This window comes from Bacillus sp. JZ39 (genome assembly GCF_053903145.1).
Window position 1 is genome coordinate 2,655,125 of the sequence record NZ_CP096389.1, and the last position, 12,865, is coordinate 2,667,989.

The 12,865-nt window shown below is 43.7% G+C and carries 10 protein-coding genes; 1 reads left to right on the forward strand and 9 read right to left on the reverse strand.

The window, feature by feature from the left end:
• Positions 1 to 93 precede the first annotated feature (93 nt).
• Complete coding sequence (locus tag M1D65_RS13700) at positions 94 to 591, forward strand: hypothetical protein (protein WP_014477563.1); 498 nt, start codon at positions 94 to 96, stop codon at positions 589 to 591.
• A 21-nt stretch (positions 592 to 612) separates the two neighbouring features.
• Here the strand turns inward: M1D65_RS13700 and yihA are convergent, their stop codons facing one another.
• From yihA to leuB, 9 genes are all read right to left on the reverse strand, one after another.
• Positions 613 to 1,200, reverse strand: a complete 588-nt coding sequence (gene yihA, locus M1D65_RS13705; RefSeq protein WP_003229621.1) for a ribosome biogenesis GTP-binding protein YihA/YsxC — start codon at positions 1,198 to 1,200, stop codon at positions 613 to 615.
• Positions 1,197 to 3,521, reverse strand: a complete 2,325-nt coding sequence (gene lon / locus M1D65_RS13710; RefSeq protein WP_014480468.1) for an endopeptidase La — start codon at positions 3,519 to 3,521, stop codon at positions 1,197 to 1,199. Before lon ends, yihA begins: the two co-directional genes overlap by 4 nt.
• Positions 3,522 to 3,701: 180 nt before the next feature.
• The gene (gene lonB / locus M1D65_RS13715) at positions 3,702 to 5,360 is read right to left on the reverse strand and encodes an ATP-dependent protease LonB (protein ID WP_014477564.1); all 1,659 of its coding nucleotides are present in this window, start codon (positions 5,358 to 5,360) and stop codon (positions 3,702 to 3,704) included.
• A gap of 151 nt (positions 5,361 to 5,511) precedes the next feature.
• Positions 5,512 to 6,774, reverse strand: a complete 1,263-nt coding sequence (clpX, locus tag M1D65_RS13720; protein ID WP_003229613.1) for an ATP-dependent protease ATP-binding subunit ClpX — start codon at positions 6,772 to 6,774, stop codon at positions 5,512 to 5,514.
• 271 nt (positions 6,775 to 7,045) lie between these two features.
• Complete coding sequence (gene tig, locus M1D65_RS13725; protein WP_014480469.1) at positions 7,046 to 8,320, reverse strand: trigger factor; 1,275 nt, start codon at positions 8,318 to 8,320, stop codon at positions 7,046 to 7,048.
• A gap of 227 nt (positions 8,321 to 8,547) precedes the next feature.
• Positions 8,548 to 9,552, reverse strand: a complete 1,005-nt coding sequence (gene ddcA / locus M1D65_RS13730) for a DNA damage checkpoint antagonist DdcA (protein ID WP_029726367.1) — start codon at positions 9,550 to 9,552, stop codon at positions 8,548 to 8,550.
• A gap of 118 nt (positions 9,553 to 9,670) precedes the next feature.
• On the reverse strand, positions 9,671 to 10,270 hold the full coding sequence (leuD, locus tag M1D65_RS13735) for a 3-isopropylmalate dehydratase small subunit (protein WP_021480251.1): 600 nt from the start codon (positions 10,268 to 10,270) through the stop codon (positions 9,671 to 9,673).
• Positions 10,271 to 10,282: 12 nt separating this feature from the next.
• Entirely contained in the window at positions 10,283 to 11,701 is a 1,419-nt protein-coding gene (gene leuC / locus M1D65_RS13740; RefSeq protein ID WP_128740611.1) for a 3-isopropylmalate dehydratase large subunit, read from the reverse strand.
• Between the two features lie 49 nt (positions 11,702 to 11,750).
• Positions 11,751 to 12,848: a 3-isopropylmalate dehydrogenase gene (leuB, locus tag M1D65_RS13745; protein ID WP_072175585.1), complete on the reverse strand. Its 1,098-nt coding sequence runs from the start codon at positions 12,846 to 12,848 to the stop codon at positions 11,751 to 11,753.
• Positions 12,849 to 12,865: the final 17 nt, after the last annotated feature.

Here is a 12,865-nt window from a genome sequence, read left to right on the forward strand (position 1 = left end):
AAGCTTCAGGGAAAAGAAGCATTCCTATTGACAATACCAAAAACAGCAGAAATTTACTACACATCAGCTCTAAAAAACAAGAAGGTGATATGCATGAAACAAAAATCAATTTTATTCCCTTGTCTGCTGCTTGCCGCTTCTGTATATGCATGGCTTGAAAGCGGCCAAGCCGAACTGTTTTCAGGGCAGGATCAATGGCCTGTTCTCCTCATGCTGTTAGGCGCAGCCTTTGTATATCAAGGAAAAAAAGAAGCCGTTACACCCCATTTTTTTATCGGTTTGCTTCTCTTCGGGATCGGTTTACACTTTTTTGCCAAGCCGAAATGGGTATGGTGGCCGGATGATTTTGAAATGCTCCTCTTTATGATCGGCTTCTCACTTCTCGTTTCAGCCGTTCAAAAAAAAGAATATGTATATGAAGCTGTGTCGATGATTTGTTTTTCCCTGTTTTTGTACTTTTTCAAACAAATTATGGCATGGCTTGAGTCTGCGCATATTCCAACAGCGCTTCTGAAGGAGTATTGGCCGTTTGTCTTTATTGGAATCAGTTTATTGTTATTATTGATAAAACGAAAAAAATCTATACGATAAATAAAACCGGTAGAGGATCCTCTACCGGTTTATCATTTTTTTGATCGCTCCCCAAGCTTCGTCTTTTCCCTTTTTCGTTTCTGAAGAAAAGAGAATCAGCTCGTCTTCCGGATCAATATTTAATGTTTGTCGGACAACCTTCGCGTGTTTGTCCCATTTGCCTTTCGGGATCTTATCCGCCTTTGTAGCGATAACAATAACAGGAATGCCGTAATACTTTAAAAATTCATACATCTGTACATCATCATTAGATGGCGCATGCCGCAAATCAACGATCTGCACCACAGCTTTTAATTCCTCGCGTGTCGTGATATAGGTTTCAATCATTCTGCCCCATGCTTCACGCTCAGACTTTGACACTTTGGCAAAACCGTAGCCCGGCACATCCACAAAATGCAGCTCATCATTGATAATGTAGAAATTAAGCGTTTGTGTTTTTCCCGGCTTTGATGACGTTCTCGCAAGATTTTTGCGATTGATTAATGAATTGATAAAAGACGATTTTCCTACGTTCGATCTTCCGGCCAATGCGATTTCCGGAAGCCCCCCTTCAGGGTACTGTTCCGGTTTTACTGCACTGATCACGATTTCTGACTTTGTGACTTTCATTTCTTCTCTCCTACTAAGGCATGTTCCAAAACCTCGTCTAAGTGGGACGCCAATATAAATGTCAGCCCCTCCCTGACGCTTTCCGGAATATCCTCTATATCTTTTTCATTATCTTTAGGCGCAATAATGGTCGTTAATCCCGCTCTATGTGCGCCAAGCGCTTTTTCCTTTAAGCCGCCGATCGGCAGCACGCGCCCGCGAAGCGTGATTTCCCCAGTCATGCCGACTTCACGCGAAACCGCCCGTCCCGTTAAAGCAGAAACAAGCGCTGTTGCCATCGTAATACCGGCTGACGGACCATCTTTTGGCACCGCACCCTCTGGTACATGTATATGAATATCATACTTCTCATGAAAGTCAGGTTCAATGCCAAGTTCTTCTGTTTTGGATCGCACATAGCTGAATGCAGCCTGAGCAGACTCTCTCATAACATCTCCGAGCTTTCCTGTCAGGATTAATTTCCCTTTCCCCGGAGAAAGCGATACTTCAATCGACAGCGTATCTCCGCCAACGGTTGTATAAGCAAGCCCTGTCACTACACCAACCTGATCCTCTGTTTCAGCTTGTCCATATCTGAAAATACGTTTTCCGATAAAGTCTTGAAGGTTCTTCTCAGTAACCGTAATTCGTTTTCGCTCTTCAGCAACAATGGCTTTTGCAGCTTTACGGCAAATCGCGGCAAGCTGGCGTTCAAGGCTTCTCACACCAGCTTCTCTCGTATAGTAGCGGATAATATCAAGAATCGCCTGATCACGCAGCTGCAGGTTGCTTTTCTTCAGCCCGTGTTCTTTGATTTGCTTTGGAAGCAAGTGATCCTTTACGATTTCAAGTTTTTCTATTTCTGTGTAGCCTGCGATATTAATAATTTCCATTCTGTCTCTGAGCGGACCCGGAATTGTGGCCAAATTGTTCGCCGTTGCGATAAACAGCACTTTGGATAAATCAAAGGTTTCTTCAATATAGTGATCACTGAAGCTGCTGTTTTGCTCTGGATCAAGCACTTCAAGCATAGCGGATGATGGGTCTCCTCTAAAATCAGATGACATTTTGTCAATTTCGTCTAATAAGAAGACCGGATTCAGCTTGCCCGCTTTTTTCATCCCTTGAATAATACGTCCAGGCATTGCTCCGACATAGGTCCGTCTGTGTCCGCGTATCTCTGATTCGTCCCGAACTCCTCCGAGTGAGATTCTGACGAATTTGCGTCCCAAGCTTTTTGCAATTGATTTGGCTAAAGACGTTTTTCCGACACCTGGAGGTCCTGCCAAACAGAGAATTGGGCCTTTCAGGGATTTGGTCAGCTTCTGGACAGCCAAATATTCTAAAATACGTTCTTTTACTTTTTCAAGCCCGTGGTGCTCTTCGTCCAAGAGACGTCCTGCTTCTTTCAAATCAAGCTTATCATCTGTTTCATCCGTCCACGGAAGAGCAACCAGCCAGTCGATATAGTTGCGGATCACAGAGCTTTCCGCAGAACTTGACGGAATTTTTTCATATCTGTTCAATTCTTTAAGCGCTGTTTCCTTCACATGATCAGGCATGCCTGCTTCTTCGATTTTTTCCGTCAGCGTCTGAACTTCGCCAGTTTTGCCTTCTTTATCGCCAAGCTCTTTTTGGATCGCCTTCATTTGTTCACGCAAGTAGTATTCCTTCTGCGTACGCTCCATCGAACGTTTGACGCGCTGGCCGATTTTTTTCTCAATCTCCAGCACTTCTTTTTCATTATTAATAAAATCAATGACCTTGTTCAGCCTGTCTTTGACATCAGCCGTTTCTAAAATATCCTGCTTATCCTTTAGTTTAAGGGGCAGATGAGAAGCAACGATGTCTGCCATTCTCCCCGGCTCTTCGATATCAGTAACCGCGGCGTACGTTTCGGCCGAGATTTTTTTAGAAATTTTTATGTACTGATCAAAGTGGTCTAGCAAAGTCCGCATCAATGCTTCGTCTTCTGTATCTTTTGAATCATCTTCATGAATAAGTTGAATGTCGACCGACGTGTAATCCTCGTGTTCATTGTATTTGACGATCTGGGCGCGTTTGAGGCCCTCCACCAACACACGAATCGTACCGTTCGGAAGCTTCAGCATTTGCTTAATTTTTGTATAGGTGCCGACAGTGAAAATCTCGTCTTCACCAGGTTCGTCTATCGAAATATCCTGCTGAGTGGCTAAAAATATCATATGATCATGCATCATTGCCTGTTCAAGAGCCTGAACCGACTTGTCACGTCCTACATCTAAATGCAAAACCATCGTCGGGTACACTAATAAACCTCTTAAAGGGAGGAGCGGGATGCTGCGTTTTAATTCTTCTGCCATGTGACTGACACCTCCGTGACTTTAGTATGAACCATTATAATACAACTTTTTCATCCTTGTACAATAAACGGCATGGTTCCATTTTCTATAAAACAGTCTCCTCGTAGTATACCCTTTCTTTCTGATATGAAAAAGGAAAAGATGTCCTTCATGAAAAAAACCCTATTATCAAAATAGGGTTTAAACGGATTCTTTATTGATTTCAATATGAAACGGTTTTTGTTCCGTTGGCGGATTCACTAAAATTTCATCAAGCACTTCTTGGAACGTCTTCACTGCAATAATTTCGATCCCGTCAATCTGCTTTAAGATCGCCTGCTGATTTTCATATGGGATAATCACCTTTTTCGCACCGGACTGCTTGGCCGCTTTTATTTTCGGAATGACGCCTCCGATGGGTTTCACAAGACCGTTCAGGCTGATTTCGCCCGTCATCGCAACGGTATTGTCAATAGGAATTTTGTGTATCGCCGAGAAAATCCCCGCCGCCATCGCAATGCCTGCTGACGGCCCATCAATCGGAATCCCTCCTGGGAAATTGATGTGAATATCATAATCAGAAGGCTTCATTCCCATTGTCCGGAGCACGGTTAATACATTTTCAACCGAACCCTTCGCCATGCTTTTTCGTCTGATTGATTTTGATTGGCTGCCGATGCTTTCTTCTTCAGCTATTCCTGTGATGTTAATTGATCCTTTATCTTGAGCCGCGGTTACACTCACTTCGATTTCCAGAAGCGATCCGCTGTTAGGCCCATAGACTGCAAGCCCATTTACAATGCCAACCTGTGGTTCAACACCGATTTTTTGCTCGTGCTTTGGAGTAAGCTGACTGGAGTGAATGACCCATTCGATATCCTCAATCGTAATGTCTTTCCGATTCTCCGTTACAGCCATCCCCGCTGCGATTTGAATCATATTGACGGCTTCCCGCCCGTTCCGCGTATAGCTGGTCAAAAGATCCAGGCCTTCTTCGGAGATATTTTTTTCAATTTTATCCGCTGCTGTTTTAGCAACCGTTTTCAGCTCGTCCTTTTCAAGCTCGCGGAAAAAAACTTCCAAACAGCGGGACCTGATAGCTGGCGGAATTTCGTTTGGCATTCTCGTGGTCGCGCCAATCAAGCGAAAATCAGCCGGCAGCCCATTTTGAAAAATATCATGAATATGATTCGGAATTTGTGTATTTTCCTCACTGTAATACGCACTGTCTAAAAAGACTTTTCTGTCCTCAAGCACCTTCAGCATTTTATTCATTTGAATAGGATGCAGCTCCCCTATTTCATCAATAAACAGCACACCGCCATGGGCATGGGTGACAGCTCCCTGCTTCGGCTGCGGAATCCCAGCCTGTCCCATCGCTCCGGCCCCTTGGTATATCGGGTCATGGACAGAGCCGATGAGCGGATCGGCAATTCCTCTTTCATCAAAACGGGCTGTTGTCGCATCGAGTTCCACAAAGACAGCCTGCTCTTTAAACGGTGATTGTTTATGTTTTTTTGCTTCTTCCAGCACAAGCCGCGCAGCAGCCGTTTTCCCAACTCCCGGTGGCCCATAGACAATCACATGCTGAGGATTTGGCCCGCATAAAGCAGCCTTTAATGCTTTAATCCCGTCTTCCTGTCCGACGATATCTTGAAAGCTTTTGGGGCGGACCTTCTCAGATAATGGCTCGGACAAGCTGATAGCGCGCATTTTCCGAAGCTGCTCCATTTCCTTCTTTGATTCTTTATCTATCGTGACCTTTTGTGTCCTTTGATTTTTAAGCAAATTCCAAAAATACAAACCGATGATGATCCCAAAAAACAGCTGAATAAATAACGCGATCCCTGTCCAACTCATGGTGGTCCCTCCTGAAAAACAATTTATGTATCCAATTCATTCCTCTGATTGCTAGTATCTCCCATAGAAGACGGGAATAAACGTTTTTCCGGAAGAGTTGCATGCAAAAAAACCTCCTGAGTGTTACCACTCAGGAGGTTTGTACTTATCTTTATGCAGATGTTTTATCTTGGCTTACCTCAGTGCCGTCTTTTAATAAGAGGCGAGGAGGCTCTCCGTGTGTCACAGTCGCCCCGGTAATTACACATTTTTCAATGTCATCACGAGAAGGCAGCTCAAACATCACATCAAGCATGATGCCTTCAATGATAGAACGGAGTCCGCGTGCTCCAGTCTTGCGTTCAATTGCTTTTTTAGCAATTTCAGAAAGCGCTTCTTCTTCAAACTCAAGCTCAACGTTGTCAAGCTCAAGCATTTTCTTGAATTGCTTAACAAGAGCGTTTTTCGGTTTTGTTAAGATCGCAACCAATGCTTCTTCGTCAAGCTTTTCAAGGCTTGCAATAACCGGAAGACGTCCGATAAATTCAGGAATTAACCCGAAACGGAGCAAATCTTCTGGAAGCACTTTTGAAAGAAGATCTTCTTTCTCAAGATCAGCAGCTTTATTGTCGGCACCGAATCCAATCACTTTTTGGCCTAAACGGCGTTTGATGATTTGTTCGATACCATCGAAAGCTCCGCCGCAAATGAACAAAATATTTGTTGTGTCAATTTGAATGAATTCTTGATGAGGATGCTTACGTCCCCCTTGAGGCGGCACGCTTGCCACTGTACCCTCAAGAATTTTAAGCAATGCCTGCTGTACACCCTCACCTGACACGTCACGTGTGATAGACGGGTTTTCAGATTTTCTAGCCACTTTATCGATTTCATCAATATAGATAATGCCTTTTTCGGCTTTTTCCACATCATAATCAGCAGCTTGGATGAGCTTCAAGAGAATATTCTCTACATCTTCACCCACGTATCCAGCTTCAGTCAAAGATGTAGCGTCTGCAATCGCAAACGGCACATTTAAAATGCGAGCCAATGTTTGCGCCAGAAGGGTTTTACCGCTTCCCGTAGGGCCGATTAATGAAATATTACTTTTTGAAAGCTCAACATCATCAACTTTGCTGTTGGAGTTAATGCGCTTATAGTGGTTATACACAGCAACAGCAAGTGATTTCTTCGCTTGATCTTGGCCGATGACATATTCATTCAAAATTTCGCGAATTTCCTGAGGCTTTGGTACGTCTTTAAATTCTACTTCTTCTTCTGTTCCGAGTTCTTCCTCTACAATTTCAGTGCAGAGTTCGATACATTCGTCACATATATATACACCAGGTCCAGCTACAAGCTTACGAACCTGATCTTGTGTTTTTCCACAGAACGAGCATTTTAATTGTCCTTTTTCCTCGTTAAATTTAAACATTCTTTCACCCCTTAATCTTGTCTCACTTTTTCTTTTACCGGCAGAGCAAAAGAAAATGATTCTTGAAACGAACGAGTATGTATTGCATTTTACCATACTTTCCAAAAAGACGGTAACAATGTGTTTCTGACTTGCACATTCTATATGTATGACAAAAAACAGCCCTGCATTAACTATATTGCCCCAAGAAAAAGAGATAACTCATAATTGTACAAAACAAGGCACGAATGATTCGCGCCCTGTTTTATTAGTACTATTATTATGCACCATATTAACGGTTTTCTACAAGAAAATCAATTGCTTTGCGAACTTTTAAATCTTCTTTCATCGCGTCAGTAGAACCGATGGCTTGTTTAATATTTTCAACAGGCATGTTGTATGCTTCAGCCATTTTAGTAAGCTCAGCATCAACTTCCTCATCTGATACTTCAAGGTTTTCCGCTTTCGCAATCGCCTCAAGAGTCAGGTTAGATTTTACGCGTTTTTCAGCATCTTCTTTCATTTGCTCTTTAAGCGCAGCTTCATCTTGGCCTGAGAATTGAGTGTAAAGCTCAAGGTTCATGCCTTGCATTTGCAGACGCTGTTCGAATTCTTTCAGCATGCGGTCAAGCTCAGTGTCGACCATTGCTTGCGGAACATCGATTTCAGCATTTTCAGAAGCTTTCAGAACAAGCTCTTCACGCAATTTAGCGTCAGCTTCGTTTTCTTTTGCTTCTTCTAAACGTTTCTTAGTTTTTTCAGTTAATTCAGCGAGTGTTTCCACTTCTTCATCGATATCTTTTGCGAATTCATCGTCAAGCTCAGGAAGCTCTTTCGCTTTGATTTCGTGAATTTTCACTTTGAACACAGCTGGTTTGCCTGCAAGATCTTCAGCGTGGTACTCCTCAGGGAATGTCACTTCAACATCCTTCTCAGCACCTGCTTCAAGGCCAACTAATTGATCTTCGAAGCCAGGGATGAATGAACCAGAACCTACTTCTAGAGAGTAGTTTTCAGCTTTTCCGCCTTCGAAAGCTTCGCCGTCAACGAATCCTTCGAAATCAAGAACAACTGTGTTTCCTTCTTCAACAGCGCCTTCTTCTTTTACAACAAGCTCAGCTTGACGCTCTTGAAGCGCTTTTAGTTCGTTTTGAACATCTTCGTCAGTTACAGTTGTGTCGTCTTTTTCAATGCCCAGGCCCTTGTAGTCGCCAAGCTTCACTTCAGGTTTTACTGTTACTTTCGCAGTGAAGATTAAGCTTTCGCCTTTTTCGATTTTTTCAACGTCGATTTCAGGACGGTCTACAGGCTCGATTCCAGCTTCTTCAACCGCTTTAGGGTATTCTACAGGAAGAAGAATATCCAAAGCATCTTGGTAAAGAGCTTCTACGCCAAAGCGCTGTTCGAATAATCCGCGAGGAATTTTACCTTTACGGAATCCAGGAATTGAAACTTGTTTTACTACTTTTTTAAATGCATCATCAAGTGCTGTTTTAAACGTTTCAGCATCAACTTCAACCGTTAAAACGCCTTCGTTGCCTTCTTGTTTTTCCCATTTTACAGACATGTGTTTCCCTCCAAAAATCTATTCAGGTTGTGTCGGTCTTCCATTCTAAAGCAATCATACGGCTTCGTCCAACAAAAACAAAGCTGCCAAAGATCAGAATCATTATGTATAGATGTTAATAATGAACTGCAAAGCCTGTCCAACCGTATTTCTTATAACCCGTTATACACAAATACAACCACTATATTATAACATAACACATAGCGCTTTCAACTATATGGCGCGATTTACAAATAAGAAATTTCTTCAATATCTTTTAACATTGTGCAAGCTTCATCGAGTTCTCTGTCGGTAAATTCATACATCATATGAAGTTCTTCGCTTTCAATTTCAATCCCGTGCATCTCGTAACCGACTTTATGAAGGGCAGCCGCCCAAAGGTCAGCCGACAGCAATTTCGGCTGGAACGGATATAAAACGTACAAATGTCTTCTCCACAATTCCTCTACTGCTGCATATAAGGTTGGATTTTCATTTCCAAGTGTCTCATCCAGCACCCTGAGAACACGGTGCAGAATCGGCGCGGCATCAGGCGGAACAATCTCAGACGGTTCAATTGTCAACGACTCGCCAAATTTACTAATGTGTACAGGTTTACTGTACTCATGCTCAGCCAACAGCATGACAATCATCGTTTTGATAATCGGATGGGCTGAGGGGTCTTGGAGGATTGTTTTGAGCAATCCTGTATACTTTGCTACGTTACGGTCTTTTAAGGAATGAATGAGATTCATTTGCTCCTCAGGGCTTGCCAGCACTTTCTCGGTGTCAATTGTATCCTCATATTCTTCAGCCCAAGCCTCGTCCTCACGATCCGGATCGGTCATTTTCCGGCTGAAATCCAGCAGCTTATAAAATTGCTCGGCGCTTTCTGCCGGTAGCTGATTTTCTTCCAAAACGGCTTCAATGGTGCTTTTGACTTCCTCGTATTTTTTGAGCTGAATTAAGATGGTCATGTACACCTGCAAAACCGTAAAATAATGGCCATAACCTTCTTTGAGCATCTTCTCGCACACGCTTTTTGCCTCTTCCAACTCGCCCAGCTCTAAAAAGCAGATGGCCATCCCTAAGTGAAGATCGGCTTCAGTATCATCATATTTCATCGCTTCTGAAAACAGTTCGAGCGCTTCTTGATACTTTTTTTCCTTTAGTGATGACATCCCTTTTTCCACAAGGCGGTCTTTCAGATGAGGAAAAGGAATAATTTTTGCGTTCTTCTTGTCATGCGTCATACCTATATTCCTTTCAGGCATTTATTTTGTTCAAGTGTATCAACACCTGTGAACAAACACAAGAAATGAAAGGTTTCATCAGGCAAAAAAAGCCGCCGGACAAATACCGGCTGCTTTTTCAGGCTTGAAGCCAAGAGCTTCTTTGTGATTCAAAATGCTTGATTTCATCTTCCAGCAGCAGCGTTAATGAAATTTCATCATATCCGTTGATCAGCATCTCTTTCCAATGCGGGTCAACTTCAAATGAAATTTGATTGCCTTCACTGTCATGAATCAGCTGATTTTCAAGGTCAACAGTCATTTGCAATGACTTGTTTTCATACTGGCCGACAAGCTGTTTCCAATTGTCATATGGCATGCGGATCGGAAGCATGCCGTTTTTAAAGCAGTTCTGATGGAAAATATCAGCAAATGACGGTGCAATAATAATTTTAAACCCATAATCATCAAGTGCCCACGGAGCGTGTTCACGCGATGACCCGCAGCCGAAGTTTTCTCCTGCTATTAAAATGGAAGCTCCTTGATAAACAGGCTGGTTTAATTCAAATTCAGGGTTCGGTTCACCATTCGCATCATATCTCCAGTCAAAGAATGCAAAACGCCCGTAGCCTGTTCTTTCAATCCTCTTCAAAAATTGCTTAGGAATAATCTGGTCTGTATCCACATTGATCCGATTTAATACGGCCGCTTTCCCCGTATGTGATTTCAAAGGTTCCATCTCGCGCACTCCTTACACAACTGTTTTTTCCTGATAAAACTTTCTGACATCAACGAAGTGTCCGTGAATGGCAGCCATCGCAGCCATTGCCGGGCTGACGAGATGTGTTCTTGCACCTTTTCCTTGTCTGCCCTCAAAGTTGCGGTTAGAGGTTGATGCACAGCGCTCTCCCTCAGGAACAACATCATTATTCATACTCAAACACATGCTGCAGCCTGACTCTCTCCATTCAAATCCAGCTTCCAAGAAAATTTGGTCAAGCCCTTCTTTTTCAGCCTGAAGCTTCACGCTTTGGGATCCGGGCACGACGATGGCCCTTACGCTGTCAGCTACCTTCTTCCCTTTGATCATGTCAGCAGCCTGTCGAAGGTCAGTCATGCGGGAATTTGTGCAGGAACCGATAAATACGTGCTCCACTTTAATGTCTTCAATTTTCTGATGAGGAGTAAGTCCCATATATTCATAAGCACGAATCGCTTCTTTTTTGTCATCTTCTGCAGAAAAGCTTTCCGGCGCAGGAACTTCAGAATCGACAGGAAGAACCATTCCCGGGTTAATGCCCCATGTCACCATAGGGGAAATTTTGTTGCCGTCAAGGACAATAGATTTATCGTAAACAGCGCCCGGGTCTGTGCGCAGCGCCTTCCATTCAGCTACGGCCTTGTCAAATTCTTCGCCTTTTGGCGTGTACTTGCGATTTTTGCAATATTCAAACGTCACCTCGTCAGGTGCAATCAAACCTGCTCTTGCTCCTGCTTCAATTGACATGTTACAAACGGTCATTCGTTCATCCATCGTCATATTTCTGAATACTTCCCCAGTGTATTCAATGACGTAGCCTGTGCCGAATTTCACACCGTATTTGCCGATGACAGCAAGGATGACATCCTTTGCCGTTACCCCTTTTTGAAGCGTTCCATCTACGCGCACTTCAAGTGTTTTTGGACGCTGCTGCCAAAGTGTCTGTGTGGAAAGGACATGTTCAACTTCACTCGTCCCGATTCCAAATGCAAGAGCGCCGAAAGCGCCATGTGTTGATGTATGACTGTCCCCGCACACAATCGTTTTCCCTGGAAGCGTTAAGCCTAGTTCAGGTCCGATGACATGAACAATCCCTTGATCCACACTGTGAAGATCGGCAAGGCGCACGCCAAATTCCTCACAGTTTCTTTCAAGCGCCGTTACCTGGCGTTTCGCAACTTCATCCTTTATCTCAAAACGATTGACAGTCGGGATGTTGTGGTCCATTGTCGCAAATGTATTTTGGGGTCTTCTGACCTTTCTTCCCTTTTGTCTCAAGCCTTCAAATGCCTGAGGAGACGTCACCTCATGAATGAGGTGCAAATCAATATATAGAAGATCCGGCTTTCCCTCACCATGTTTTACAATATGCTGATCCCAAATCTTTTCGATGATTGTTCGAGGCATCATCTTTTATTTCCTCCCTCTACCTAGAGCTAAGACCGCTTAACGTAAGCTGTCACACATTAGACATTGTATTTTCACTCATGATTGCTGCCTTAACTTCCTCTGTAATGGCCTGAGTGCTGCTGAACTCTTCACCCCGTGCCAAGTCTCTTGTTCTTTTTCCGGAAGCCAAGACTTTGTTTACCGCATCTTCTACAGCTTTCGCTTCCTCTTCAAGCCCGAAAGATGTTCTCAAAAGCATTGCCGCTGACAATATGGCTGCGAACGGATTTGCCATCCCTTTACCGGCAATATCAGGCGCGGAGCCATGAACAGGTTCAAACAGATGAAGACCAGAGCTTGATAGGCTGGCTGACGGGAGCATTCCGAGAGAGCCTGTAAGCATGGACGCTTCATCGCTTAAAATATCACCGAACATATTTTCAGTCACCACGACATCAAATTGATTCGGTGCATAAATTAGCTGCATGGCCGCGTTATCCACAAGCATGTGCTCAAGCTTCACATCAGGAAACTCTTGTGCAACGTCCTCAGCCACTTCACGCCACAGCCGGCTTGATTCAAGAACATTCGCTTTATCTACAGAGGTCACTTTGCCTTTTCTGGCTGCCGCCATTTTGAAGCCCTCTCTGATCACTCGTTCAATTTCCGTTCGCTTATAAAACAGTGTATCTACTGCTTCCTGCTCACCTTCAGTGTTTACATAGCGTTTGCTCGGCTGGCCGAAATACAAGCCGCCTGTGAGCTCACGAACGATAACGAAATCAACATTATCTATATATTCTTTTTTCAAAGGCGAAGCGTCAGAAAGGCTTTCAAATACCTTCACAGGCCGTAAATTCGCAAACAAATCAAGCTGTTTTCTGATGCTGAGCAGCCCTTTTTCCGGTCTCAGTTCCGAAGGATTTTGATCCCATTTCGGTCCGCCGACAGCACCAAGCAATATCGCGTCTGCATTTTTACAAGCAGCAACGGTTTCCTCCGGGAGGGGGTTATGATGTTCATCAATAGCCGCCCCTCCAATCAGGCCATATTCAAATTCAAATTCATGGTTAAAGCGTTCGGCAACACTTTTCAGTACGTCTGTCGCTGATTCTAATACTTCAGGGCCGATCCCGTCTCCGGGCAATAGAGCAATACGTTTCTTCAAGTTAACCGTTCTCCTTT

Excerpts from the sequence above, each read along its gene's own strand:
- M1D65_RS13700 (WP_014477563.1), top strand. The coding sequence starts at position 94 with ATGAAACAAAAATCAATTTTATTCCCTTGTCTGCTGCTTGCCGCTTCT.
- yihA (WP_003229621.1), bottom strand. The coding sequence starts at position 1,200 with ATGAAAGTCACAAAGTCAGAAATCGTGATCAGTGCAGTAAAACCGGAA.
- lon (WP_014480468.1), bottom strand. The coding sequence starts at position 3,521 with ATGGCAGAAGAATTAAAACGCAGCATCCCGCTCCTCCCTTTAAGAGGT.
- lonB (WP_014477564.1), bottom strand. The coding sequence starts at position 5,360 with ATGAGTTGGACAGGGATCGCGTTATTTATTCAGCTGTTTTTTGGGATC.
- clpX (WP_003229613.1), bottom strand. The coding sequence starts at position 6,774 with ATGTTTAAATTTAACGAGGAAAAAGGACAATTAAAATGCTCGTTCTGT.
- tig (WP_014480469.1), bottom strand. The coding sequence starts at position 8,320 with ATGTCTGTAAAATGGGAAAAACAAGAAGGCAACGAAGGCGTTTTAACG.
- ddcA (WP_029726367.1), bottom strand. The coding sequence starts at position 9,552 with ATGACGCATGACAAGAAGAACGCAAAAATTATTCCTTTTCCTCATCTG.
- leuD (WP_021480251.1), bottom strand. The coding sequence starts at position 10,270 with ATGGAACCTTTGAAATCACATACGGGGAAAGCGGCCGTATTAAATCGG.
- leuC (WP_128740611.1), bottom strand. The coding sequence starts at position 11,701 with ATGATGCCTCGAACAATCATCGAAAAGATTTGGGATCAGCATATTGTA.